Consider the following 24,547-nt stretch of genomic DNA (forward strand, 5'->3'; position numbering starts at 1 on the left):
GTACGTCCAAGGTACGTCCAAGGTACGTCCAAGGTACGTCCAAGGTACGTCCAAGGTACGTCCAAGGTACGTCCAAGGAAGGTAGTGAACTAATGAAAAAACAAATGCTTCCGAAGGCAAATTGCACACTCATTTTTCGCAGGACGTTACGACCGACGTTGTTTGGCTGAGCCGTTTTATCTTCAGCTGTTGGCGTAATATACAGATAATCATGCGCAGCGTTAGATTATGCGGTTTTTAGGGTCTACGAATAAGAACATTCCGACAATATCGAAGATTAAAATGCTGTAATTGTAGATTGTTGCCATTATGAACTTTTCCCTCATATCTTTAGTGCTCATGGCGCAATCGAACTCTGTGAATTTTCTTTGGGCTATTATATCAGTAAAGATGCTTATTACAAACAACATAACACCTGTGGCAATATATATTATAAAGAGAAGATTTTCTTTTTGGGGTAAGAAGAGGTTCATAAATAATGTCTCGATAACAAAAAAAGTCAGAAGTGAGAGAAATGAACGCAGACCGATGGCATTGCAAATAATGTAATCTCTGTCGTAAGAACCGTGAGAAGTATTTCTTAAGAAATTGAAAATAACATAGTTTGTCATCAAATAGAAATCTATCATCTTTTTTATGCTAAATACGTTTTTGCCTAATTCATGAGAATATTGCAAAGTTATACAAAAAACGCCAAAGTTTAGTGGATATTAGCTTTATTTTATCGAATAAGTGATATTCGCTTAGTGAGTCGGCAGGGAATGCAACGCCGGTGCTATAAGGCTGTCGAACCGTGCAATGTCTTGCGGTTTAAGCCAAAGAATATCGGCTATGGTAAAATCTCTCCTGAATGTGTGTCTTGTCCTGATGTTGTAGACAAGGCATACCTTTTCTTTGATTCTAAGTGTGGCATAGTTAGTCTTTGCGCAAAGCGGCTCAGCAGTAAAAATGAAAGTATGGCAAGTGCTTTCTTCATTCCTTTAATTCTGAAGTCTTGGCTTTGTAGAACAAATTCGGTCCATCCCATTTCTTGCACATCATAAAATAGAAGTCGTGATTTTGGCTGAAGAAATAGCAGCCAGAAACGCAATAAGTGAAAGTCGAAGCAATCTCGGCACATAGCGTTGCGCCTGATGTTGACAGGCGATAGAAGCGAAACCACACAAATTCGTCGGAGTCGAATTCTTCGGAAGCCGCGCAAAGTGTGCCGTCAAAATTGTAGGAATTAAACATGTCTTGGCTTATGCGCTGAGCCTTTGAGTTGTAAAGGTAGCTTCGGCTTTCCATCGGCATTGGAATGTGCAGAATGTAGAGTGAGTCGCCTTCGTCGGTTATTATTCTGTGGGCTTTGTCTATTTTTAAGTCATCGCAACCTACGGTGAAGAATATTCCGTTTTGTTTATGGACATCGTAAATTTTCCGAAGCGAGTCCTCCTTGTAAAACTCTCTTGCCAACCGTTTCACGAATGCGGTGTTCTGTAGCGGTTCGGGCTGTTTAAGAGGATGACGGGCGGCTTCTTCGTATTCTTCTTTTGTTATTCTTTCGATTTCTACTCCGGTGACTTTCCTCATCAGTTTGTTGGAAGATGTGGTGGATGCGTTGCCGATTGTGTCTGTTGTTATGTAGATTGATTCGGCATCGCATATTGTTTCTGGCTTTTCTGTATTGCTATGCGCCTGAGGTGCGATGCGTTTGCTTCTTGAACACGAAGTTGCTTGCAACAGCATTGCGATTGTTAAGATGTAAAAGAGTGCTTTCATTTTTTGTGTTACTATTCTGTTAATAATAAATAAAATCATCATGACTGACGTAAATCACATTGTCGAATTGAGGCTCGGTAATAAAATTACTGTCCATGTCAATGATTCCCCATTTGCCGTTTTGCTTGGCGAAGATAACGTTTTTGTGTATTGTTACATCCTCGAATTTAGGTTCGATGACGAATTTGCCAGTTCGGTCGATGCAACCGGATTTACCGTTAAGTCTGACTTCTGCCAGACCGTTTTCTTTAAAAATGCCATGTCGTGCAAACATAGGTTTGACGAGCACCCTTCCTGTACTGTCAACAATTCCCCATTTGTTGTCTGTTTCAATAAATACGATGTTTTTGTCTGAATAACTGTCTATTTGGTCGAATTGAGGCTCTGTGGTGAAGTTGCTGTTTTTGTCAATGATTCCCCATTTGCCGTTTTGCTTGGCAAATATTGCGTTTTTGTGTATTGTTACATCCTCGAATTTAGGTTCGATTGCGAATTTGCCAGTTCTGTCGATGCAACCCGTTTTTCCGTTAATGGTGACCATTGCCCAACCGTTTTCTTCGAAGTTGTCGGCTTTGTCGAAAATGGCTTCTGTAAGCATTTTGCCCGAAGTGTCGATGAAGCCGAACTTGTTGTCCTGTCTTATTTTAGCCAATCCTTTTTCGTCGAAATCGTAAACTTCGTCAAAAGAGGCTTCGGCAAGCATTTTTCCTTTTTCGTCTATGTAGCTGTGCTTGCCGTTTAGTTTTACTATAGCCATGCCATTCTTGCTGAAGTTTAAGGCATATTCGAATTGTGGTTTTATAACCGTATTGCCGGCTTTGTCTATGTAGCCCCATTTCCCGTTTATGGCAACGGCAGCCAGATTGTTTTCGGCAAAATTCCTTGAATAGTCAAATTGGGGTTTTATTACAAATTGGTATGTTGTGTCGATGATGCCATATTTGTTGTCGGATTCAACAACGGCTAAATCATTTTCGAATTTTCCGACAGACGTAAAGTTGAATATTTTCCCGTTTTTATCAATGTGGCATGTCTTTGAATTTAGCGTTGCCCTCGCCAATCCGTTCTCTTCAAATTGATTTATGTAATCGTATATCGGTTCTACAATCACTTTGCCTGTAGTGTCAATTATTCCGCACTTGCCGTTTAGTTCGATGCGTGCCAGTCCTGCTTCCGAGAAAGAGAATAAATCATCATATTTTGGTTTGATAATGGTTTTGCCATGCTTGTTTATGCAACCGTATTTCCCTTTCCGGCAAACACATGCCAGACCGTTATTCTGGAAGTAATATTCAGCTTCGTCGTACTTGGCTTTTATCGCCATCTTGCCAGCCATGTTGATGTAGCCCCATTTCCCCTTTCGTTTAATGCATGCCAATCCGTTTTCCGAGAAATGGAATACTGTTTCGTATTTTGGCTTTATTATTATTTTTCCAGATTCGTTTATTATGCCGTATTTATCGTTCTGTTTTACGATTGTCTGCCCGATGTCCGAGAAGTTAGTCACGTCATCATACTTAGGCTGAATAATCCATTTCCCAGTTTCGTTAATCATTCCGCATTTGCCATTTATCTTGGCTGGGATAAGGACGCGGTATTTGTTGCTGTCTTGAGCCGACAGATTAACCGATAGGACTAACATACAGATGAATAGCAGTTTAATTCTCATGTCTATTGTACTAAAAATAACGTTTTTGTGGTATGAGTTGTAAAAGTTTGTTCGATGACGGTAAGGTTCATCGCTTACAAAACACAAACAAAGATACAACAAATCTTTGTGATTGGTTGTATCTTTGTTGTTAAAAAGCAGTTCTGATGTTCTTTTTTAGTAATAGCAGATGATTCCGGCAAGTGCGCCGGCTGCCAGAACAATCAGAATGTTTGTCTTGAAGAAGCGTGTGGCGATGAAGGCGGCGACAAACAGCACAACGCTCACCACAAACTGGTATAGGTCGGTCTTTGGGTTGCCGAAGTTCTCCTCCGTCATCAGCACGAGGGCTGCAGCCGCAATCAGTCCGACGATGGCAGGACGCAATCCGCCGAAAACCGACTTCACAACGTAACTTTCCTTATTCTTTATAAGGTAATGGCTAATCATCAGCATCAGAGTGAACGGAAGCCATACTACCGACAGCGATGCGAGCACCGACCCCACGATGCACCATTCGTATGAGTATCCTGCATTCTGCACGGCGGTGAATCCGGCGTATGTGGCGGCGTTTATTCCAATAGGGCCGGGCGTCATCTGGCTCACGGCAATCATGTCGGTAAACTCCTGCGGAGTCATCCAATGCTCCTTGGTTACCACCTCGTTCTGGATGAGCGAAATCATGGCATATCCGCCTCCGAAGTTGAATATGCCTATCTTGCTGAATATGAGAAACAGTTTCAGAAAAATCATTTTACTTCTTTTTTGTTGTTATAAATTCCGTAGAGATATCCGCCCACGGCAGCAACGATTATGATGTAGATTGGCGACACGCCCAAAAGCCATATCAGCATAGCCGACAGAACAGGAATCCATGCGTTGTGCCACGATATCTTTGCCGTCTGCATCATCTTGAACACCGGCGATGCAATAAGGGCTACAACGACAGGGCGCAGTCCCATAAAGATACATTGAACAATGTGGTTGTCTTTGAAATGCTGAAAGAAGAATACTATCAGCAGAATGCACACGATAGACGGCAGAAGGTTGCCAAGCAGCGCGATTATTCCCCCCTTTATGCCAGTTAGCTTGTAGCCTATATGACTTGCCATGTTGGCTGCGAAGATTCCCGGAGTTGCCTGCGACACAGCCATGATATCCATAAACTCGCCCCTTTCCAGCCATTTGTACTTGTCTACAATTTCTCTTTCCATCATCGGAATCATAGCATAGCCTCCGCCAATGGTTGTGGTTCCAATCTTAAGGAATGTAAAAAATAATGTTGTGTTTACTCCCATTTTTATACCTTATAATAATGCGTAATGTAATGCTCTGCAAAAATACAACTTTTTTGTTTACCGTGTATTTCGTTTGTGTTGCTATTTCCGATGATTTAAAAACGTTTTGTTATTGCTGATTTTTGCACTTTTGTGCGCTTTTTGAAAGGTTGAAAATCTTAATGCTTGAAAAATGTAATCAAAAATATGGTAAATAGTGATAAAATGTAATTGTAAATAAGAATTATCTATCAGATAATAATTAAGAGTGGGATTTGACAAATATAATCATAAAAATATATTTTATCTATCTAAATGTTGTGTATCTTTGCAAAAGAAAAATAAAAAGATATTCTTTTAAAGAAAAAACAAACCATAATGTAATTCAAGTATGAGAAAAATTGAAGCAATTATCAGGAAGACAAAGTTCGAAGACGTGAAAGAGGCTTTGTTGGCTGCCGACATCGAATGGTTTTCTTACTACGATGTTCGAGGCGAGGGTAAGATGCGTCAGGCACGCATCTATCGCGGAGTTTGTTACGATACAAGCTGCATCGAGCGAGTTTTGGTCAGCGTGGTTGTACGCGACAAGAACATAGAGAAGACAATCAAGGCAATTGAAGACGCCGCAATGACAGGCGAGATTGGCGACGGCAGAATCTTCGTAATCCCAATCGAGGATGCCATCAGAATCAGAACAGGCGAACGAGGAGATATTGCTCTATATAATGCCGAGCAGGAGAAATAAAAACGATTCCTGCCCAATTACCGAAAGGGGCTGATGCCCGACAGATTTTTTACAACACATACACAAAATAAAAACACTGACATTATGAAAATATTTATGAAATATAGAAAGATGCTTGCCGTGGTTGCGGCGATAGCATCATGCACAATGGCTCATGCCGACGAAGTAGCTGCAGCAGCAACACTTGCCGAAGACAACAGCGTATCTATCAACACCGTGTGGATGCTGGTTGCGGCAATGCTCGTATTCTTCATGCAGCCGGGATTTGCCTTGTGCGAGGCCGGATTTACACGTTCAAAGAACACGGCTAACATCCTGATGAAAAACTTCTGCGATTTTATAATAGGTACAATAGTTTTCTGGTTTGTGGGTTTTGGATTGATGCACGGAAGCGGTGATTTTGTAGGAATGCCAAACTTCGGCAGCCTTGATTTCTGGAAATCTGACGACGGACTGCCTGTTGAGGGCTTCCTGATTTTCCAGACCGTTTTCTGTGCCACAGCAGCCACCATCGTTTCGGGTTGTATGGCTGAGAGAACAAAGTTCTCGATGTATCTTGTATATTCGTTCTTTATCTCGCTGATAATCTATCCGGTAGAAGGACACTGGACTTGGGGTGGCGGATGGCTCTGCAATGATGCTGCCGACGGATTTATGATGAGCACCTTCGGGGCAGCGTTCCACGACTTTGCAGGCTCAACAATCGTTCACTACGTTGGCGGACTCTTGGGACTTGTTGGCGCAGCCTTCCTTGGCGCACGACGCGGAAAGTACACAGCCGACGGCAGAAGCCGTGCCATTCCGGGACACAACCTTACATACGCAGCACTTGGTGTTTGGATTCTGTGGTTCGGCTGGTTCGGATTCAACCCGGGCTCACAGCTTGCAGCAACAGGCGAGGTTAACCGCTTTGAGATTTCGCTCGTATTCGTAAACACAAACCTTGCAGCAGCAATGGGCGGACTTGCAACAATCGCTCTCAGCTGGGTTAAGTACGGAAAGCCATCGCTTTCACTTGCATGTAACGGTATCTTGGCTGGTTTGGTCGGCATCACAGCAGGTTGCGACTGCGTAAACGAGTGGGGTGCAGCAGTAATCGGTCTTGTAAGCGGCGTTGCAATGGTTCTTGCAGTCGAGTTCATCGATACAAAACTTAAGATAGACGACCCAGTTGGTGCAGTATCAGTACACGGCGTTTCTGGATTCCTCGGAACATTGTGCGTCGGACTCTTCTCAACAGGAGCAAACGGAGTAGCACCGGGCTTGTTCTACGGTGGCGGAACATCACTTCTTGGTGCAGAGCTCTGCGGACTTGTTGCAGTTGGAGCATGGACAGTTTTGACAGGCGTGATATTGTTCTACAGTATAAAGAAGATTCATGGTTTGAGAGTAGATAAGAGGATTGAAGATGAGGGACTTGATATTTATGAGCATGGAGAGGAAGCTTATAACTAAAATGTAAGAGAGGTATAACAAAAAAGTGAATGATGTATCGTAACTATGAAGAAGACATGGAAAAGGCAGGACGCAAGTCTTGCCTTTTTTCGTTTTGCTCAATCTGATTTTAAGGAAAGACGCTTTCTGTGAACTTGAAATTTGAAACTTGAAAAGGGGGATTAATAATTCAAAATTCAGAATTCATAATTCATAATTGATAACTTAGAATATATAACGGACAATTTTGCTAGAAATTGTCCGTTTGGTATATACGAAAAAAATAAAAGGTAGGAAGAAGGTAGGAAGAAGGTAGGAAGAAGGTAGATAGAAGGAAGGTAGAGAGAAGGTATACGCAAGGTATATGTTAGATATATGTTAGATATATGTTAGGTATATGTTGCAGAAATCCCGAACGAATCCCGAATGCATCCCGAAGGACTGAAGAAGTTTCCCAACTGACTATTGACTTATCCCGTACATACGTATTTTTCTTGTGCTGGCACACGCAAAATTTTTATGCTGAAAATCACCCCCAAGTTTCGGGATTGTGAAAAATAACCACCCCGAAAAGTTGTTTTATAACATATTTTTAATTAGTTTTGCGGTGCTTTTCTGAAAAGAGAAAAGTTCCAAAGTTAAATGCCAAAAGTTTATTTATATGAAGTTATCTAATTGTATCGAAAGTTTCGATGGTTACATCTGGAAACGAGAAATTAATGTGCGGGATTTCATTCAGCACAACTACACACCGTATTATGGCGATGAGTCGTTTCTGGTTGGTCCTACGGCAAAGACTACTGCCGTGTGGAACAAGTTGTCGGAGATGTTTAAGGTTGAGCGCGAGAAAGGCGTCTACGATGCCGAGCAGAAATATCCGCAGAGCCTTACAACCTATGGTGCCGGCTACATCGACAAGGAGAACGAGGTTATCGTAGGTCTTCAGACCGACGCTCCGCTCAAGCGCGGAATCTTTCCAAAGGGTGGTATCCGAATGGTAGAGCAGGCACTCGACTCTTACGGCTACAAACTCGACCCTGAAACTAAGACAATCTACACAAAGTACCGCAAAACTCACAACGAAGGCGTTTTCTCTGCCTACACACGCGACATCCGCGCCGCTCGTCACTCACACATTATCACTGGTCTTCCTGATGCCTATGGTCGTGGCCGAATCATCGGTGACTATCGTCGTATTGCTCTCTACGGAGTTGATAATCTGATAGATGAGCGCAAGCGTTACCTTGATCGTCTCGACATTCAGGAAATGACAGAGGAGTGCATCCAGAAGCGCGAGGAGACATCGGAGCAGATTGCAGCCCTGAAGGATTTCGTGAAGATGTGTGCCAACTATGGTTTCGATGTAACTCGCCCTGCGCAGAATGCTCGCGAGGCCGTTCAATTCGTCTACTTCGGATATCTTGGCGCGGTTAAGGATCAAGACGGCGCAGCAATGTCGCTCGGCCGTGTCTCTACGTTCCTCGATATCTTCATCGAGCGCGACATCAAGGAGGGCAGACTCACCGAGGCTGAGGCTCAGGAGCTTGTTGACCAGCTCATCATCAAACTCAGAATCGTGCGTTTCCTTCGCACACCTGAATATAACGACCTTTTCTCTGGCGACCCTGTTTGGGTAACCGAGTCGCTCGGTGGTGCTGGCGTAGACGGTCGTCCGCTTGTGACAAAGACAAGTTACCGTTTCTTGCACACTCTCGAGAACCTTGGTCCGGCTCCAGAGCCAAACCTTACCGTTCTGTGGTTCAACGCTGCTCCAGAGAACTGGAAGAACTACTGCGCAAAGATGTCTATCAAGACTTCGGCAATCCAGTACGAGAACGACGACCTTATGCGTCCTGACTACGGCGATGACTATGGAATTGCCTGCTGCGTTTCTCCGATGAAGATTGGCAAGCAGATGCAGTTCTTCGGTGCGCGCGCAAATCTTGCAAAGTGCTTGCTCTACGCTATCAACGGTGGTAGAGATGAGATTTCGGGCGAGCAGGTAGGTCCAGACTTTGAGCCAATCAGAGACGAATATCTTGAGTACGAAGAACTTATGTCTAAGTTCGAGAATATGATGCGCTGGCTTGCAAAGACTTACGTCAACGCCCTGAAGATTATTCACTACATGCACGACAAGTACGACTACGAGGCTTATCAGATGTCGCTTATCGACGGCGATGTAGAGCGAACCCGGGCAACAGGTATCGCAGGCCTTTCAATCGTAACAGACTCGCTTGCAGCCGTTAAGTTCGGAAAGGTTAAGATTATCCGCGACGAGCGCGGCATTGCCGTAGACTTTGAACGCGAGGGTGAATACGTTCCTTACGGAAACAACGACGAGAATACCGACAAACTTGCTCTGATGGTAACAGAGAAGTTCATGGAATATATGCGTCAGCACGAGACATACCGCCACGCAACTCCAACGCAGAGTATCCTTACAATCACTTCTAACGTGGTTTACGGAAAGCGCACAGGTGCAACTCCTGACGGTCGTCCATCTGGCGTACCTTTCGCTCCGGGTGCAAACCCAATGAACGGTCGCGATACCAAGGGCGCGGTTGCGGCTCTTGCATCTGTTGCAAAACTTCCGTTCCAGCATGCGCACGACGGAATCTCTTACACATTCGCCATCTCGCCATCAACTCTTGGCAAGGACGATGCAACAAAGGTTGGCAATCTGGTGAACCTGCTCGACGGATACTTCACTCCAGACGGCGGTCATCACCTCAACGTGAATGTATTCGACCGTGAACTTCTTGTCGATGCAATGGAGCATCCGGAGAAGTATCCGCAACTTACAATCCGCGTTTCAGGCTATGCCGTAAACTTCGTCAAACTTACACGCGAGCAGCAGCTTGATGTACTTAGCCGTACAATCAATAAGAGCTTGTAATTATTGTTTTATTTAAATATAATTACCGTCAATTTTGTGAAAGAAATTGACGGTAATTTTTTGTTTGTTTTAACGATAATTGTTACTTTTGTTCACAAAGCATCAAAAATCAAACAAAATGGAACGAAACGGAATAATCTGTTTGGAAACAGAATGGGAACACACAAAGAAAGATAACAAAAGATATTTGTCCTCTGAACCTTTAATGCGCTTTTTGGAGAAATGTTTTTGCATGCCCTACATTTATCGCATAATTGCTACACGTGAAGAATTGGTGTATTATTTAAGGCAGTTCAACAAGGCAGATTATAGGCGAAAATATGGCTTTATGTACTTCAACTTTCACGGTTGGACTCATGGCATTCAATTGGAAGGAGATGCAAATCTTTTGCCACTAAACGAATTGCAAGAAATCGGAGGGGATGTTTTTCGAGACCGATTTGTGCATTTCAGTAGTTGTAGAACGTTTTTAGGCTCACAATCAGTAATTGATGATTTCAAAGAGAAATCTGGTGCAATGATGGTGTCTGGATACACTAAGTCTGTTGATACTGTTTTGTCGTCAATTTTTGACATTGCTCTAATCCGAGAATATCAAAATAGTCAACAAATCAGAACAATCATCCAGCATCTTAACAATCGATATGGCGGGCTTCAAGAAGAATTGGGCTTTAGAACAAACACCATATAAAGTTCTTTTGGGGGATTTGCGACAACAAAATACAATTTGAATATGATAAGCGTTAACGACATAAATTCCACCACCTCAACCATTGTTGATGATATAAAAAATATCATCAACAATGGTCGTAGCGCAGCGTATGCTGCTGTTAATTCTACAATGATAACCACCTATTGGAATATAGGACGAAGAATTGTGGAAGAAGAACAGAACGGTAACCAACGGGCGGAATATGGCAGGGAACTTATAAAAATGCTCGCGAAAGAACTTACTTACGAGTATGGAAGCGGATATAGTGAGAGATATTTGGCATATTTCCGGAAATTTTATATAACAATTCCTGATTTGAAGATTTTGCAAACATGTTTGCAAAATCTAAAATGGTCGCATATATTGACAACATTGCGCGTTGACGACGAAACTGCGAGAAGGTGGTATCTCGAAACAGCCTCTCGTGAAATGTGGACTGTAAGGACGTTGGACAGAAATATAAGCACGCAATACTATGAGCGGCATCTTCGGCAACCGACATTGCCATCTCAATCCGTAGACAAGGATGTTTGTGCCAATGAATTGATGAAAAGTCCAATCGTCGCCGAATTTTTGGGATTTAAACAGGATGTGCATTTCTCGGAATCAGATCTTGAATCTGCGATTATAGAACACATTCAAGAGTTTATTATGGAGATGGGGCGCGGATTTGCTTTTATGAAACGGCAACAACTGATTCGTACCGACGCACAGGATTATTTCATCGACTTGGTTTTTTACAATGTTGTATTGAAATGCTATGTCCTTGTAGATTTGAAAGTTGGCAAGATTACCCATCAAGATGTAGGGCAAATGGATATGTATGTGCGTATGTATGATGAACTCAAACGGACTGACGGAGACAATCCGACAATTGGCATTGTGCTTTGTTCCGAAACAGATGCTGATATTGCCCGCTATTCTATTCTGAAAGGTAACGAGCAAATTTTTGCATCAAAATACAAGTTGTATCTGCCAACAGAAGAACAATTACGTGCAGAAATCGAGAAACAAAAGGAAATATTTATGTTGCAACACCAAAACAAAAATAATCTCTAATTATATGCTCGCTAATATCCACTCTTTAGAATCATTTGGCACAGTAGACGGACCGGGCATCCGCTTCCTTGTCTTTCTTCAGGGATGCCCGATGCGATGCCTCTTTTGTCATAATCCCGACACATGGGACATCAACGCGCCGGTGAAGTACAAGATGACGCCCCAGCAACTTCTCGACGAAGTGATGAAGTACAAGAATTTTATTCGCACGGGCGGAGTTACGGCAACAGGCGGCGAGCCGCTGATGCAGGCCGATTTCGTGGCGGAATTCTTCGAACTCTGTCAGCAGAATGGTTTGCATACTGCGCTCGATACATCTGGCGTGGTTTTTTCGGACAAGGCGAAGCGCGTGCTTCAGCATACCAACCTCGTTCTGCTCGACATAAAGACCGTTGATGACAACCTTCATCCGCGCCTTACTGGATGCGAACGCACCAACAACGACCGCTTCATGCACTATCTTCAGGAGATAGGGAAGCCCGTGTGGATTCGCCACGTCGTGACTCCGACAATAAACGATGATGACGAACATCTGCAAGCCGTGGCAGACTATCTGGCGCAGTTTCCGGTTATTGAGCAGGTGGAGATTCTGCCATATCACACCATGGGAAAATACAAGTACGAGAATCTTGGCATCGACTACAAACTCAAAAATCTCGACGATCTCGACGGCGAGAAAGCCAAGCGCGCAGCCGAGATTTTCCGCCGCACCCTAAGTTGCAAGGTGATTGTTTAGCCGCGTGTGTGCAAAATGTACTTAACTGTTTGTTAATATGAACAATAAGTGCGAAAAATATAGCGAATTTTTAACAAAATTTAAGAATGTTTTTTTGTTATTGTTGAAATATATATGTACATTTGCAACAGAATAAAAAGAAGAACTTTTTAGAATTATATAAACCGAGAAATTTAAAGAAACCTTTTTTAATTTAAATGTTTTTGCGCTATGAACAATCGTAATTATTTCGCTGTTTGGAACACAGCCGACAAGAATGGAAACATTGTAGTGTTTGACGAGTTGAGGAGCGGGGATAACCTCAGTTCAGTTGAGTTAGACTTTGGTGTCGGAAGTCAGGTTGTAGATCAGGAGGAAGAGGTTGGACCTGAGATGTTTCAGGAGTTGTATTACTAACATTGCAATCTTATTTTATCTGTTTTATTGTATAGGGTAAAAAGAGGGGCATCTTTTAAACATAGTAAAAGATGCCCCCCTTTTTTTGTTTGCTATAATCCAAGCATTTCCTCCATTGTGCCAACGGCTTTCGCCATGTCTTCGCTAAACCGCGTGTGGTCGAGTAGAAAGTTGGGCTTGCCGTCCGAAATCTTGGCATATAGTTCCTTGTCCATGTCCTCGATATACGACGAGATGGCATATTCAATGTCATCTTTCTGCCAGTCGAGGTTTGAATACTGATATACCCTCAGTTTCTGGTGAAAGAAACTGTATGCCGTTTCTATGTTGTGCCGCGTAATCATCTAAGCCTCGATGCCCACAGGACGCATTTGCTTTTGCGATTCGTTGTATTCGTATCCGTTCTCGAACAGATATTTCTTCAACTCGTCTATTTCGCGGTCGAAATAGCAGCAGAGTGATTCGAGTGAGTCGAACTCATCATCGCGAAGAAGCATGTTTATGCTTGAAACCAGCATGGCTGGGTCGTTTGGTAAATATTCCATAATGCGTGTTTGAAAATTCCGGATGCAAAGTTATGAAGATTCGGCGAAATAACCGAATTAAATCAGTTTATTTCTGTCCTAAACCGAATGTAGTGAAAATTTGCGCCAAAATCGCTTGCTTATAACAATAATTTTTTTGTATATTCGCAGCAAAACGTAAAAAGATTCTGAGTTATGGCTAAAGGTAAGTGGATTGGTTTATTGGCTGGAAGTTTTCTTGGCGGACCGGTAGGTGCGTTGGCTGGATTCGTGTTGGGTTATTTGTTCGACGATGAATCCGCAGGAAAGAGTAGTTTCTTTGGTGGCGGAACAGACGGCGACGGCGGAAAAAATTCGGCGTTCGATGACAAAACACGTGCGCAGCAGACCGAACGCAACGGCTTCCTCTTCTCGCTGATGATTCTGGCAGCCCATGTCATAGCTGCCGATGGCAGGATAATGCACAGCGAGATGGAGTATGTGCGCGGTTTCCTCAAACACACGTTCGGCGAGGATGCAAGTCGTGAGGGTGACGAGATTCTGAAAAAACTGTTTGCGCAGAAAAAGCAGATAGGCGATTATAACTGGCAGAACCAGACAGCGCAGTGCTGTATGCAGATGGCAGGCGTTATGACCGTTGAACAGCGCACCCAACTCATGGCTTTCCTTGTTGAGATTAGTAAGGCAGACGGCAAGGTTACCGACGACGAGATAGACGCTCTCCGCATGATTGCCGTGAGCATGAACCTTGGTGTAAACATCGTAAGCCAGTTGCTTAATCTTGGCGGCTCATCGCTCGACGAGGCTTACAAGGTGCTCGGCATCTCGCCAGATGCTTCAGACGAGGAAGTGCGCAGAGCGTACAAGAAGATGGTTCTTCAGCATCATCCCGACAGGGTGGCTACTTTGGGCGACGACATTAAGGCGGCTGCCGAGAAGAAGTTCAAGGAGATTGTAGAGGCCAAAGACCGTATTTTCGAGGCTCGCGGAATGAAATAACCGCTATTTTTTTTAATTTTTCTGCAAAAAAATCCAGAAAAAGTTTGGAGATTCAGATAAAAGCAGTATCTTTGCACCGCAATTCAGCAGTAAGGTTGTTGAAACTGAATGTTGAAAACAAGATGCGTTCTTAGCTCAGTTGGTAGAGCAACTGACTCTTAATCAGTGGGTCCAGGGTTCGATCCCCTGAGAGCGTACAAAAAAGGCTATCGGATTTATCCGCTGGCCTTTTTCTTTTTCTGTAATTAGGGTAAAAATGATTCATTCTATTTTCTTTGATATCGACGGCACGCTGGTATCGTTCAAAACGCACACCATTCCCGAAAGCACTCTGGCTGCCATCAGGCGCGCCCGAAAGAAGGGCATCCGCATTTTTATAGCCACGGGCAGACCCCAGTATTTCATCAATAATCTCGACGGACTCGAATACGACGGCATTGTGATGGTGAACGGTGCAGTTTGCAAGGACTCCAAGGGCAACGTGCTTTACAGCGACTATGTAAGTCAGAATGATTTGCAGAGCTTGGTAGAATATCATAAGTCTAACCCTTTCCCAATTACTTTTGCAACTTCGCAGGGGCTTTTTGCCACCGCTTTCAGCAAGGAGACCGACGAGGTTTTCTGTCTTCTCAACGTGAGCGTAAAGGAGGTTAAGCCGATAGAGTATGTCCTTGGCAAGAATGTTGAGCAGATTATCGCCTTCTTTCCCGAAGAGCGTCAGGAAGAGGTGATGACGAATGCCCTTCCGGGATGCGACACGATGCGCTGGCATCCGTTTTTTACCGACATCATAGCGCGCAACAACAGTAAGAGCCACGGCATTCAGATGATGCTCGACCATTATGGTCTGCCGCTCGAAGGCACAGTAGCCTTTGGCGACGGTGGAAACGACATAAACATGCTCCGCTACGTTCCGATGGGTGTAGCCATGGGCAATGCCACCGACGAGGTTAAGGCTGCCGCCAATTATGTAACCGACACGGTAGATAACGACGGCGTAGAAAAGGCTTTTAGGTTTTTGGGGATATAATTCAAAGGAAGTTTATCTTGGAGAAAAGAATATTTAACGGTGCATCAAGTTGTTATAAACTTTTGATGCACCGTTAGTTTATCTTATAAAATTCGTGTACTTACCGCGCTCTCTTTCAGGACGTTTAGCTGAGCCGGAGGCAAACTGCTTGAGCATATAAGCCATGTTGTCGGCAAGCGTGCGCATGGTCTGCAAGCCCTCTTCGTCTTGTGAAGCCTCGCCCTCGGCTGTTCCGTAGCCGATGTTCCAGTATTGCGAAGTAACGATAGGCATGTTGAGCATCTGGAAAGGCATTTGCAGAGTCTGGAAAGCGGCAGTTGCTCCTCCGCGGCGGCATACCGTTACGGCGGCGGCTGGCTTGCCTTGCAGTTTTGCTCCGCCCGAGTAGCACATTCTTTGCAGCACGGCGAGAACCTGACCGGCTGGCTGTCCGTAATAGACTGGCGAGCCGACGATTATGCCGTCACATTCTGCCATTTTGTCGAGAAGTTTGTTGCAAACATCATCGTCGAACACACACCTGCCAAGGTGCTCGGCATGGCATCGTCCGCAGGCAATGCAGCCATGAACAGGAAGGCTTCCGATGTTTACAATCTCGCTGTCTATCGAATTCTTGTTCAACTGACCGGCAATCTCGGAGAGTAGGGTGAAGGTATTACCATTTCGTCGTGCGCTGCCGTTGATTAGCAGCACTTTAAGACTCTTCTTGGCCTCTCCCGATGAGCCTACGGTCGAAGCCAATGCCTCTACTCCCGACATGCTGATGGCTGCCGTTGCCGTGAGTGCGCCCATCTTTTTCAGGGCATCGCGACGCGAAATGTTCTGATTTTTGTCTGTTTTGTCGTTCATAATCGTTTGTTTTTGAAAATCGCTGTTATCTTATTCATATTAAGTTCATTGTGCGAATATAGCAAAAACGGAATGAAAACTCGTCTTTTTCGGTTTGATTTTATTCCGAAGGACAGAAAAAAACGTCCTCGATGCCGAGATATGACACCGAGGACGCAGATTCTGATATGTTAAATATTAGTGCTTTACGCTGAAATATTCGGCCTCCTCGTATGGAATGTACAGACCGCAGACAGATGCTTGCGGATACATTGCGCCGTTCTCTGTAAGACTGATGCCCACGCTGCCAAAGTCTATTAGTTTGGCAATCTGGAAGATGCTGCGCTGGTCGGGCAGAGAAGGGTAGCCCACGGCTGGACGGATTCCGCCCCAGTTGTGCTTCTCCTTCAGTTCGCGGCTTAGATATTCGGCGGCAGCCTCGGCCAGTCGGTCTCCAACCGTTTGCAGCAGAAGAGCGTCGTAGTCGCTCGCACCATGCTCTTTCTTCAGTTTCTCAAGACGGTCTACGAATGTCTGGCTCACGGTGCAGGCAAATGCTCCAACGCAGTTGTTTATGTAGTCGCACAATGAAAGGCAAGTGCCTTCGTTGCGGTTCTGTCGTGGAGTGGCAAGGTCGATGCTCTGGTTGCAGCAAGGGCAGTTGCTGTCGTGCTCGCTCTTTCTGAGCGTTATGTGTATGCGGTCGTCGAGTCCTTCGGCAGGGTAGAACGCCTGAATCACTCGGGCGGCGTAAGCCTTGTCGTCAGCCAGTTCGGCAAGCAGGGCAAGAGCCTCCTCCTTTAGCTGGCGAGCCTCTTCCGTGCCGTCCTTAACCTTCCACGGCCAGTAGAAATAGTTCCAGTCGATGAGCGGGATGAGGTCGCGCACCATGATGCCCTCGTGCAGCCTTGCCCCGAAGAACGGCGGCGTGTGAGGCTTCTGCTTGCTCCAGTCAACCACAAGACGGCGTTCAAGAGGCGATGTTTCGCCAAGACTCTTGCGCGTTTGCGAGCAAACTTGTTCGCGCAACTGCTTCTGTTCCTGTTGCTTGCGTATGCGTTCCTGTTCCGTTTGGTTTTCCTCTACCACGGCATCGTGCTGAGCCTCGTCGAGCAGACGCATGGCTATGCCCGGATTGCTTGCCGCGTCTCTGACGTGGAACACCGGACCGTCGTAGCAAGGCGCAATCTTCATGGCCGTGTGTACGGCTGATGTGGTTGCACCGCCCACCATCAGCGGAATCTTCATTCCGGCTTCTTGCATGGCAGATGCAACGGTGCACATCTCCTCAAGGCTCGGAGTGATGAGGCCCGAGAGACACACAATGTCGATATTCTGCTCCTTTACGGTTTGTATAATCGTCTCCGTCGGAACCATTACGCCAAGGTCGATAACGTCGAATCCGTTGCACGAGAGGATTACTCCGACGATGTTTTTGCCAATGTCGTGAACGTCGCCCTTTACGGTTGCAATCAGAATCTTTCCGCAGCCGGCGCTGTTGGTATCCTGTCCTTTCTCGATGTAAGGCTGAAGTATTCCGATGGATTTTTTCATGTCGCGTGCCGCTTTTACAACCTGCGGAAGAAACATCTTTCCTGCACCGAAGAGTTCGCCTACGCGGTTCATTCTGTCCATAAGCGGACCGGAGATTATCTCGAGCGGCGGCATTCCCTTGTCGAGAAGAGCCTGAACGTCAACGTCGGGCACTTCGTTCTCGGGCGCAGCCTTTTTTACAACTTCCTTTTTCTTTTCCGCCGGAACGATTGACGGCGCCATCTCAATGAGTTTGTCGCTCGCCTCGGGATAGGTGTTCAGAATAACCTCGGTTATTGCCAGCGCAAGATTAGGCTCGATGCTGAAATAGTCTACTTCGGTTGCCGGATTCATTATGGCCATGCCCATGCCGTTTGGTATGGCATGATGAAGGAATACTGAGTGCATTGATTCGCGCAGATAGTTGTTTCCGCGGAAGGCGAACGAGAGGTTGGATAGTCCGCCCGAGACGCGCGCCCCGTGCAGATTGTCCTTGACCCATCGGGTTGCGCGAATGAAATCGGCGGCGTATGCGGCGTGCTCAGCCATTCCGGTGGCGATGGTCAGCACGTTAGGGTCGAAAATTATGTCTTCGGGAAGGAAGCCGACCTTCTCGGTAAGCAGACGGTACATTCGGCTGCATATCCGCACGCGGCTGTCGTAGTCGGTTGCCTGTCCGTTCTCGTCGAAGCACATGGCGATTACGGCCGCTCCGAGTCGCTTCACAACCTTTGCGTGCTCCAGAAAATCCTCCTCGCCGAGTTTCAGGCTTATAGAGTTTACGATGCATTTTCCCTGACAGCATTTCAGACCTTGTTCAATAACCTCGAAGCGCGATGAATCGACCATTATCGGCACGCGGCTGATTGAAGGGTCGGATGCCAGAAGATTCAGGAATTTCTTCATCTCCTCGCCAGCCTCCAAAAGTCCGTCGTCCATATTTATATCTATTACCATTGCGCCGTCCTCAATCTGCTTTCGGGCAATGGTAAGAGCCTCGTCGTAGTTCTTTTCGCCAATCAGACGAAGGAATTTTCGGCTTCCGGCAACGTTGCATCGCTCGCCTACCTTTACGAACGTTTTGGCGTCGGCAACGAGCGGTTCGAGGCCTGCCAAATGCAGCGCGCCGTCGTGTGGTTTTGGCTGTCGGTGCTGATAGTCAGCCGGAAGAGCGTCAATCATCTGACGCATAGCGGCGGTGTGCTCGGGCGTTGTTCCGCAGCAGCCGCCAATCATGTTTACAAGATGTTCGCCAAAGTAGGGCTGCATCTGCGAAACCATGTCTTCGGGCGTGTCGTCGTATCCGCCAAACTGGTTTGGCAGTCCGGCATTAGGGTGACAGCTGATGTAGCAAGGTGCACATTCAGCCATCTGGCGCAGATAAGGAATCATTCCGTCGGCTCCAAGACCGCAGTTCAGACCAACGCATAGCGGATTTGCGTGTGCCACGGAAGTGACGAAGGCCTCGACAGTCTGACCGCTCAGCGTTCTGCCCGAAGCATCGCTCACGGTCATCGAAAGCAGAATTTCGGGCTCGGCATCGTTTGGCGACAGATGCTTGCATTTCAGAAATGCGCTGATGGCTGCCTTGGCATTGAGCGTATCGAAAATAGTTTCGACAAGAATGCCGTCAACGCCTTCTTCTATCAGAGCCTTTATCTGTTCAAGGTACGCATCTTCGAGTTCGTCGAACGATATGGCGCGTGCCGACGGGTCGTTCACATCGTCGCTCATCGAGAGCATCTTGCTCGTAGGGCCTACATCGCCGAGCACGAAAACCTTTCGTCCTTTGGCTTCTGAGGCGGCTTTCAGGGCAAGTCGGGCTGCTGCGCGGTTCAGTTCGTCAATCTTGTCTTCGAGATGATATTCGTGCTGCGAAACGCGCTGCGATGAGAATGTGTTGGTGGTGAGGATGTCGGCTCCAGCCGCAACGTAACGGCGGTGAATGTCAAGAATCAGTTCGGGCTGCGCGATGGACAGTTGGTCGTTGTTTCCCTTCATCAGCAACGAGCCCATACCGCCGTCGAGCAGCATTATTTTTTCAGAAAAGGCTTCTCTTAATGTCATTATTTTCTTTTGTGTGTTGTTTTTCTTGTGGTTACAGATTTTTCATGATGGTTTCAATCTGAGCCGCCGCGTTCATTGTGTAGAAGTGCAGTGACGGAACATCGTGCTCGCGCAGTTCGCGGCATTGCTCTATGCACCATTCAATTCCAACCTCTTTCACATCGTCGTTGTTCTGGCATTTTGCCAGTTTCTGCGACAGTTTTTCAGGAAAATCAATGTGGAATGTTCGCGGAAGCATCGTCAGATGGTTTATCGTGCTCAGCGGCTTCAGTCCTGGAACGATAGGCACGTTTATGCCCACCTCGCGGCATCGTTTCACGAAGTCGAAGTATTTCTGATTATCGAAGAACATTTGCGTAACGATGTAGCCTGCGCCGAGTTCAACCTTCTTCTTCAGGGCTTGGATGTCGACAGTCATGTTCATCGCCTCCTCGTGCTTTTCCGGATATCCGGCAACGCCGTAAGAGAACTGATGCGGAAGTTCGTGCTGACCGCCGTAGACCAGTTTACCGTTGTTAAAGTCGTTTATCTGCTGGCACAACTCGCTTGCGTAGCGCAGACCGCCTTCTTTCGGAATGAAGCGGCTGTCTTGCTTCGACTTGTCGCCTCGCAGCACCAGAAGGTCGAGGATGTCGAGGAATGAGAGGTCGAACAGTTCGTTCTCGGTTTCCTGCTGCGAATATCCCGAGCAGATGATGTGGGGAACTACTGGAATGTTGTATTTCTGCTTTATTGCGTAGGCAATGGCAACGGTTCCCGGGCGCAGACGCTCTTCCACTCGTTTGTAGATGTCTTTCTTTACCTCTTTGTACACATAGTCGTTACGGTGGGTAGTAATCTCGATGAATGCCGGATTGAAATCAATCAGACGGTCTATCGTCTTGTAAATCTGTTCGATACTCTTGCCTCGCAGAGGTGGCAAGACCTCGAACGAGAATAGTGTTTTGTCGGTGTTTCGTAAAATCTCTGTTACAGTCATTATTTGATTTTTTCTTTTATGAATCCGTTTCTGTAGGCATGCAGAAGTTTGTACAGCTCGTTGATTTGTTCAATGAGTTCTGCACCCTTGTCTGTGTCGCGCACCATCATGCGGTGGCTGTTCATCTCAACAATCTGTCTTGTAGAACGGATGTCCGTTCCTGATTTTATGGCGTCTTCTGTTGATGTGAATGGCTGATGCTGAACCAGTTCGAGTCCGCGAGAGTGGTACACAAGAGTGTATCCGGCGATGCCCGTTTCTGGCTGATAAGCCTTCGAGAATCCGCCGTCGATGACAAGCAGTTTTCCGTTGGCCTTAACCGGACATTCGCCCGAGCCGGCTTTTACCGGAACGTGTCCGTTTATGATGTGGCGGTGCTTGCCCTTAACGTCAAACTCGTCCAGAATCATGTCGACGATTTCTTCTTTGTTGCGCAGGGCGTAGTATGCGCCTTTCTCTTCCTTGTAAAGTTCCTTGTCGCTTACGAAGTAGCGTTCAAAGGTTGTCATCTTTTCCTTATCGAACAGCGGAGAATCCTTTCCGCACCACAAGTAGTACATATAGTCGATGTCGTACTGCTTCTGTTCAATATCGGTATCATTGTTGAATGCCGAGCGCACAAGCTGGTCTATCTTCTCCAAAAGAGCCTTGCCGTGATAGCGCTTGTCCTCAACGAAAACGTCCTTGAATGTTCCGTCGGCATTCATCGGAATAGACGCGTGGAACAGAAGGTTGCTGTTGCAAATCGTAAACATTGCGCCGTGGTGGAACATGCAGCGGACGTGCTGCTTCAGTTTCTCGCTCACGCGGAACGAGTGGTGAATGCGGCTCACTACATCTTTTTCCTCCTCTGTTAGTTCGTAAGGATTTGCCGGGTCGATGGTAGGGAATACTGAATCTCTCATCTCGTATTCCTTGCCGGCTATGGTTATCACGCCGCGTTCAAAGTCGATGTGGTGCAGAAGTTTGCGGTCGTCCATCTTCCATTCGGGATGACGGTCAATCAACTTTGCCTCGAGTTTGAACTGGATGATGCTCGCCGCCTTGTGCATCTTTGCAATCAGCTGGCGAGTCTTCTCGTCGTGCGTATCTTCCTGGCTTACTTTTGGATAGAAAACCTTGCAGTCGTCGTCCTTGTAAGCATCGAGGGCGAATGTTGCGAGCGGCAGAAGGTTAATTCCGTATCCGTCTTCGAGCGTTGCAAGATTGGCATATCTGAGGCTCAGTCTGAGCACGTTGAAGATGTTGCAGTCGTTTCCGGCGGCTGCTCCAATCCAGCCAATATCGTGGTTTCCCCACTGGATGTCGAAGTTGTGATACTTGCACAGAACGTCCATTATTATGTGTGCTCCCGGACCGCGGTCGTAGATGTCGCCCACAAGATGGAGTTTGTCTATTGCCAGACGCTGTATTAGTCGGCACATGGCAATTATGAAGTCGTCGGCACGGCCTGTCTTAACAATCGTGCTGATGATTACGTTCACATAGTCGTGTTTGTTCTTCTCTTCGAGACTTTCGTGCAGAAGTTCCTCGATGATGTACGAAAATTCGTCGGGGAGCGACTTTCTCACCTTTGAGCGGGTATATTTGCTCGATACGTTCTGGCACACCTTCACGAGCATGTTAAGCGTCGTCAGGTACCAGTCGTTTATGTTCGGGTCTTCAATCTTTACGAGTTCGAGTTTCTTTGCCGGATAATAAATCAGCGTGCAGAGTTCCTTCTTTTCACTCTCGCGTATCGAGTTTCCGAACAGTTCGTTAACCTTTCTCTTTATGTTTCCTGAAGCGTTCTTCAGCACATGCTTGAATGCCTCGTATTCTCCGTGCGGATCGGCTATGAAATGCTCTGTAGGCTTTGGTAAATTAAGAATTGCTTCAAGATTTATAATCTCGGTGCTTGCGTCGGCAATGGTCGGAAAATTCTGTGCCAACAGGTTCAAATATCTAATATCTTCTGTAATCTCTTTGGAAGTCGTTGTTGCTTTAACCATAGTAGAATCGTTTTGTTTTAACCTCTGTTTTTGCCGAAAAGACTTCGTAAGTGTTGCGTAACTTTTATGCCTATCATCACGCCGTCGAAAATGGTGAAGGCGTTGCCAACGAGCGCAGCCACCTGCTCGCGCTTGTCCTTTGGCTTTGGCGGCGATATAAGTTTCTGGCTGATGTCCTTCAGTCTTTCCTGCGATTTATCGAGCAATGCTTTCACTCGTTCCTTTTCTTGCTGAATGTATTCGAGTGATATATCTTTAGTCTCTTTGTTTTTTTCCGTCATAACTTATCCTCTTCTTCGTTAGATGAAAGCAGAATGTTGGCAAGTATTCGCGTTACGGGCCTGATTATCAGCCTCTGCTTGTTGAAGAAAACCAGCAGCAGAAGCAGCAGGAGCGCAAGCGTTATGATGCCGAATGCCATGGCAAGTCCGCCAACAAGCGGAGCTATCATGTAGGCTATGGTAAACGACATGTAGAATAGCACGCACAGCACGAGTACAAGTACGATTGTGCCCGTAATGAGTGCCGACAGCAGAAGCGTCAACTTTTCGACCAACTGCAGTTGGGTGTATTGTTTGTACAACTTGAGATAGTTCTTCAGTTCTTCTACAAGTTGTTGAAGATTATCAACAGTATTATCGTATTTCGACATAATGATAAATTTAGGGTTCAGCAGTTAAATATAATAGCACCTAAACGTTCTATTCAGGTGCTAAAATATGTGTGTAAATCTTATGCCAAATCCTCTTCAGGCTCTTTCTCGAACTTTTTCTTGATGTCCGAAACAAGGTCCTCGAAATCTTCCTTGCTCAGCTTGATGCCTTTCTTGCGCAAAGCCTCTGCGATCTTCTCGCGAGTGTCAGAACCCTTCTCTGGAGCGAAAAGCACTCCAAGTGCTGCGCCTACTGCAGCGCCGCCTATGAAGGCAGCCAGTACATTTAATGCTTTCATATTTATTATTTTTTATGTTCTATTTAGCAAAGGTACTTTTTTTTTTGAATAGGATAATATTTTTGAAGATATTTTTTCGTTATTAGTGAAAAATAGCGAATTTTATTCGGAAATTATTCGTTTGAACCGTTTTGTTGAGTTATTTTTGCAAATGGCTTTATAAAAACATTGTTTTTGTTGTAAATTATAATTATGAACAAATATTGGTCGATAGGTTGTACATTTTGCATCGTCTTGGGATTTACGGCTTGTAACTCTCAGAAGATTGCGTATAAGAAGGCATACGAAAAAGCAAAAGAGCGCGAGGTTGCAGAACAGAAGAGGGAATACAATTCGTATACCCAAACTCCAGTTGTTACGCAGACGCCGGTGGTTACTACTCCGGTTGTCACGACTCCTGTGGTTACCGAAACCAAGCCTGTTCAACAGCAGACTTACCAGCAGCCTGTTCAACAGCAAGTTTATCAGCAACCGGTGCAGCAACAGACTTATCAGCAGCCTGTTCAGCAGCAGACTTACCAGCAGCCTGTTCAACAGCAAGTTTATCAGCAAACCACTACTGCCCAGCAGATGGCTTATCAGCAGCCTGCACAGAGACCGGCGGCAACAACACCTCCAGCACCAACGGCACAGAGTTACAGCGCACCTCAGCCTGCAAAGCCAGCAGTGGCGCAGACTCAGACTCAGCAGCCAACGACTCCAATCGTTTCGGGCAACGGCAAGTATCAACTTGTCGACGGCACTCCGCTGAAGATGTATAGTGTGGCTTGTGGCGCGTTCGGCAGTCAGGCTAACGCACAGAATCTGTTCCGCGAGCTGTCGCAGTACGGATATGCTGCAACCATCGTCCTCGACTTGTCAAAGAATATGTACCGAGTTCTTGCCATGACATCAGACAACCGCGCCGATGCCGACCAAGCAAAGGCAAGTCTGGCAGAAAAATATCCAACGGCGTGGATTCTCATAAACAAGTAA

At 46.0% G+C, this 24,547-nt stretch carries 24 protein-coding genes and 1 tRNA gene; 11 read left to right on the forward strand and 14 right to left on the reverse strand.

Annotated elements, in window-relative coordinates:
• Positions 1-221: 221 nt before the first annotated feature.
• The 5 genes from T538_RS0101715 to T538_RS0101740 all read right to left on the reverse strand — a co-directional run bounded on the left by T538_RS0101715 (position 222) and on the right by T538_RS0101740 (position 4,707).
• Positions 222-629, reverse strand: a complete 408-nt coding sequence (locus tag T538_RS0101715) for a hypothetical protein (protein ID WP_031531764.1) — start codon at positions 627-629, stop codon at positions 222-224.
• Positions 630-972: 343 nt separating this feature from the next.
• Positions 973-1,761: a hypothetical protein gene (locus T538_RS0101720; RefSeq protein ID WP_031531765.1), complete on the reverse strand. Its 789-nt coding sequence runs from the start codon at positions 1,759-1,761 to the stop codon at positions 973-975.
• A gap of 19 nt (positions 1,762-1,780) precedes the next feature.
• The gene (locus T538_RS16915; protein ID WP_081836764.1) at positions 1,781-3,430 is read right to left on the reverse strand and encodes a WG repeat-containing protein; all 1,650 of its coding nucleotides are present in this window, start codon (positions 3,428-3,430) and stop codon (positions 1,781-1,783) included.
• Positions 3,431-3,586: 156 nt separating this feature from the next.
• Entirely contained in the window at positions 3,587-4,162 is a 576-nt protein-coding gene (locus T538_RS0101735) for a chromate transporter (RefSeq protein ID WP_031531768.1), read from the reverse strand.
• The gene (locus T538_RS0101740; RefSeq protein WP_031531769.1) at positions 4,159-4,707 is read right to left on the reverse strand and encodes a chromate transporter; all 549 of its coding nucleotides are present in this window, start codon (positions 4,705-4,707) and stop codon (positions 4,159-4,161) included. Before T538_RS0101740 ends, T538_RS0101735 begins: the two co-directional genes overlap by 4 nt.
• Positions 4,708-5,077: 370 nt before the next feature.
• Between T538_RS0101740 and T538_RS0101745 the strand changes: the two genes are divergently transcribed.
• The 7 genes from T538_RS0101745 (at position 5,078) to T538_RS0101775 (ending at position 12,670) form a co-directional block, all read left to right on the forward strand.
• The gene (locus T538_RS0101745; protein ID WP_031531770.1) at positions 5,078-5,434 is read left to right on the forward strand and encodes a P-II family nitrogen regulator; all 357 of its coding nucleotides are present in this window, start codon (positions 5,078-5,080) and stop codon (positions 5,432-5,434) included.
• An 84-nt stretch (positions 5,435-5,518) separates the two neighbouring features.
• The gene (locus T538_RS0101750) at positions 5,519-6,889 is read left to right on the forward strand and encodes an ammonium transporter (protein ID WP_369794955.1); all 1,371 of its coding nucleotides are present in this window, start codon (positions 5,519-5,521) and stop codon (positions 6,887-6,889) included.
• Between the two features lie 640 nt (positions 6,890-7,529).
• Entirely contained in the window at positions 7,530-9,767 is a 2,238-nt protein-coding gene (gene pflB, locus T538_RS0101755) for a formate C-acetyltransferase (protein ID WP_031531772.1), read from the forward strand.
• Positions 9,768-9,885: 118 nt separating this feature from the next.
• Entirely contained in the window at positions 9,886-10,458 is a 573-nt protein-coding gene (locus T538_RS0101760) for a DUF6642 family protein (RefSeq protein WP_031540745.1), read from the forward strand.
• Positions 10,459-10,500: 42 nt separating this feature from the next.
• The gene (locus tag T538_RS0101765) at positions 10,501-11,538 is read left to right on the forward strand and encodes a PDDEXK nuclease domain-containing protein (RefSeq protein WP_051655810.1); all 1,038 of its coding nucleotides are present in this window, start codon (positions 10,501-10,503) and stop codon (positions 11,536-11,538) included.
• 4 nt (positions 11,539-11,542) lie between these two features.
• On the forward strand, positions 11,543-12,274 hold the full coding sequence (gene pflA / locus T538_RS0101770; RefSeq protein ID WP_031531775.1) for a pyruvate formate-lyase-activating protein: 732 nt from the start codon (positions 11,543-11,545) through the stop codon (positions 12,272-12,274).
• 210 nt (positions 12,275-12,484) lie between these two features.
• A complete protein-coding gene (locus T538_RS0101775) occupies positions 12,485-12,670 on the forward strand; it encodes a hypothetical protein (RefSeq protein ID WP_031531776.1) in 186 nt (61 codons plus the stop codon).
• Between the two features lie 92 nt (positions 12,671-12,762).
• On the opposite strand, the gene T538_RS0101780 is transcribed toward T538_RS0101775, so the two are convergent.
• Together T538_RS0101780 and T538_RS0101785 are read right to left on the reverse strand one after the other, a co-directional pair.
• On the reverse strand, positions 12,763-13,014 hold the full coding sequence (locus T538_RS0101780) for a hypothetical protein (RefSeq protein WP_031531777.1): 252 nt from the start codon (positions 13,012-13,014) through the stop codon (positions 12,763-12,765).
• Complete coding sequence (locus T538_RS0101785; RefSeq protein WP_031531779.1) at positions 13,015-13,215, reverse strand: DUF4250 domain-containing protein; 201 nt, start codon at positions 13,213-13,215, stop codon at positions 13,015-13,017.
• 174 nt (positions 13,216-13,389) lie between these two features.
• Here T538_RS0101785 and T538_RS0101790 point away from each other — a divergent pair, with 174 nt between their 5' ends.
• From T538_RS0101790 to T538_RS0101800, 3 genes are all read left to right on the forward strand, one after another.
• Positions 13,390-14,193 carry a DnaJ domain-containing protein gene (locus tag T538_RS0101790; RefSeq protein ID WP_031531780.1) on the forward strand — a complete coding sequence of 268 codons (804 nt, stop codon included), beginning with the start codon at positions 13,390-13,392 and terminating at the stop codon, positions 14,191-14,193.
• A 124-nt stretch (positions 14,194-14,317) separates the two neighbouring features.
• Positions 14,318-14,390, forward strand: a tRNA-Lys gene (locus T538_RS0101795).
• Positions 14,391-14,449: 59 nt separating this feature from the next.
• Positions 14,450-15,223, forward strand: a complete 774-nt coding sequence (locus T538_RS0101800) for a Cof-type HAD-IIB family hydrolase (protein WP_031531782.1) — start codon at positions 14,450-14,452, stop codon at positions 15,221-15,223.
• 78 nt (positions 15,224-15,301) lie between these two features.
• On the opposite strand, the gene T538_RS0101805 is transcribed toward T538_RS0101800, so the two are convergent.
• The 7 genes from T538_RS0101805 to T538_RS0101835 form a co-directional block, all read right to left on the reverse strand.
• Positions 15,302-15,982: a flavodoxin family protein gene (locus T538_RS0101805; RefSeq protein ID WP_051655824.1), complete on the reverse strand. Its 681-nt coding sequence runs from the start codon at positions 15,980-15,982 to the stop codon at positions 15,302-15,304.
• Positions 15,983-16,249: 267 nt separating this feature from the next.
• On the reverse strand, positions 16,250-19,651 hold the full coding sequence (gene metH / locus T538_RS0101810) for a methionine synthase (RefSeq protein WP_031531785.1): 3,402 nt from the start codon (positions 19,649-19,651) through the stop codon (positions 16,250-16,252).
• 31 nt (positions 19,652-19,682) lie between these two features.
• Positions 19,683-20,630, reverse strand: a complete 948-nt coding sequence (gene metF / locus T538_RS0101815) for a methylenetetrahydrofolate reductase [NAD(P)H] (RefSeq protein ID WP_031531787.1) — start codon at positions 20,628-20,630, stop codon at positions 19,683-19,685.
• Positions 20,630-22,621: a fructose-bisphosphatase class III gene (locus tag T538_RS0101820; RefSeq protein WP_031531789.1), complete on the reverse strand. Its 1,992-nt coding sequence runs from the start codon at positions 22,619-22,621 to the stop codon at positions 20,630-20,632. The genes metF and T538_RS0101820 overlap by 1 nt, the downstream gene beginning before the upstream one ends.
• Positions 22,622-22,638: 17 nt before the next feature.
• Positions 22,639-22,902 (reverse strand): hypothetical protein, encoded by a 264-nt coding sequence (locus tag T538_RS0101825; RefSeq protein ID WP_031531790.1) that lies wholly within the window; start codon positions 22,900-22,902, stop codon positions 22,639-22,641.
• Positions 22,899-23,273: a hypothetical protein gene (locus tag T538_RS0101830; protein WP_031531791.1), complete on the reverse strand. Its 375-nt coding sequence runs from the start codon at positions 23,271-23,273 to the stop codon at positions 22,899-22,901. The genes T538_RS0101825 and T538_RS0101830 overlap by 4 nt, the downstream gene beginning before the upstream one ends.
• Before the next feature lie 80 nt (positions 23,274-23,353).
• Positions 23,354-23,572 carry a YtxH domain-containing protein gene (locus T538_RS0101835; RefSeq protein ID WP_031531793.1) on the reverse strand — a complete coding sequence of 73 codons (219 nt, stop codon included), beginning with the start codon at positions 23,570-23,572 and terminating at the stop codon, positions 23,354-23,356.
• A gap of 192 nt (positions 23,573-23,764) precedes the next feature.
• On the opposite strand from T538_RS0101835, the gene T538_RS17510 reads away from it, so the two are divergent.
• The gene (locus T538_RS17510; RefSeq protein ID WP_155992949.1) at positions 23,765-24,547 is read left to right on the forward strand and encodes an SPOR domain-containing protein; all 783 of its coding nucleotides are present in this window, start codon (positions 23,765-23,767) and stop codon (positions 24,545-24,547) included.

The organism is Bacteroides sp. Ga6A2 (genome assembly GCF_000702225.1).
Lineage (GTDB): Bacteria > Bacteroidota > Bacteroidia > Bacteroidales > Bacteroidaceae > Ga6A1.

Coding starts and splice junctions, on each gene's coding strand:
- T538_RS0101735 (WP_031531768.1), bottom strand. CDS start 4,162: ATGATTTTTCTGAAACTGTTTCTCATATTCAGCAAGATAGGCATATTC.
- T538_RS0101775 (WP_031531776.1), top strand. CDS start 12,485: ATGAACAATCGTAATTATTTCGCTGTTTGGAACACAGCCGACAAGAAT.
- T538_RS0101780 (WP_031531777.1), bottom strand. CDS start 13,014: ATGATTACGCGGCACAACATAGAAACGGCATACAGTTTCTTTCACCAG.
- T538_RS0101715 (WP_031531764.1), bottom strand. CDS start 629: ATGATAGATTTCTATTTGATGACAAACTATGTTATTTTCAATTTCTTA.
- metF (WP_031531787.1), bottom strand. CDS start 20,630: ATGACTGTAACAGAGATTTTACGAAACACCGACAAAACACTATTCTCG.
- T538_RS0101750 (WP_369794955.1), top strand. CDS start 5,519: ATGAAAATATTTATGAAATATAGAAAGATGCTTGCCGTGGTTGCGGCG.
- T538_RS0101785 (WP_031531779.1), bottom strand. CDS start 13,215: ATGGAATATTTACCAAACGACCCAGCCATGCTGGTTTCAAGCATAAAC.
- pflA (WP_031531775.1), top strand. CDS start 11,543: ATGCTCGCTAATATCCACTCTTTAGAATCATTTGGCACAGTAGACGGA.
- pflB (WP_031531772.1), top strand. CDS start 7,530: ATGAAGTTATCTAATTGTATCGAAAGTTTCGATGGTTACATCTGGAAA.
- T538_RS0101820 (WP_031531789.1), bottom strand. CDS start 22,621: ATGGTTAAAGCAACAACGACTTCCAAAGAGATTACAGAAGATATTAGA.
- T538_RS0101720 (WP_031531765.1), bottom strand. CDS start 1,761: ATGAAAGCACTCTTTTACATCTTAACAATCGCAATGCTGTTGCAAGCA.
- T538_RS0101790 (WP_031531780.1), top strand. CDS start 13,390: ATGGCTAAAGGTAAGTGGATTGGTTTATTGGCTGGAAGTTTTCTTGGC.
- T538_RS0101825 (WP_031531790.1), bottom strand. CDS start 22,902: ATGACGGAAAAAAACAAAGAGACTAAAGATATATCACTCGAATACATT.
- T538_RS0101745 (WP_031531770.1), top strand. CDS start 5,078: ATGAGAAAAATTGAAGCAATTATCAGGAAGACAAAGTTCGAAGACGTG.
- T538_RS0101765 (WP_051655810.1), top strand. CDS start 10,501: ATGATAAGCGTTAACGACATAAATTCCACCACCTCAACCATTGTTGAT.
- T538_RS0101830 (WP_031531791.1), bottom strand. CDS start 23,273: ATGTCGAAATACGATAATACTGTTGATAATCTTCAACAACTTGTAGAA.
- T538_RS0101805 (WP_051655824.1), bottom strand. CDS start 15,982: ATGTCGGGAGTAGAGGCATTGGCTTCGACCGTAGGCTCATCGGGAGAG.
- T538_RS0101800 (WP_031531782.1), top strand. CDS start 14,450: ATGATTCATTCTATTTTCTTTGATATCGACGGCACGCTGGTATCGTTC.
- T538_RS0101740 (WP_031531769.1), bottom strand. CDS start 4,707: ATGGGAGTAAACACAACATTATTTTTTACATTCCTTAAGATTGGAACC.
- T538_RS16915 (WP_081836764.1), bottom strand. CDS start 3,430: ATGAGAATTAAACTGCTATTCATCTGTATGTTAGTCCTATCGGTTAAT.
- T538_RS17510 (WP_155992949.1), top strand. CDS start 23,765: ATGAACAAATATTGGTCGATAGGTTGTACATTTTGCATCGTCTTGGGA.
- metH (WP_031531785.1), bottom strand. CDS start 19,651: ATGACATTAAGAGAAGCCTTTTCTGAAAAAATAATGCTGCTCGACGGC.
- T538_RS0101760 (WP_031540745.1), top strand. CDS start 9,886: ATGGAACGAAACGGAATAATCTGTTTGGAAACAGAATGGGAACACACA.
- T538_RS0101835 (WP_031531793.1), bottom strand. CDS start 23,572: ATGAAAGCATTAAATGTACTGGCTGCCTTCATAGGCGGCGCTGCAGTA.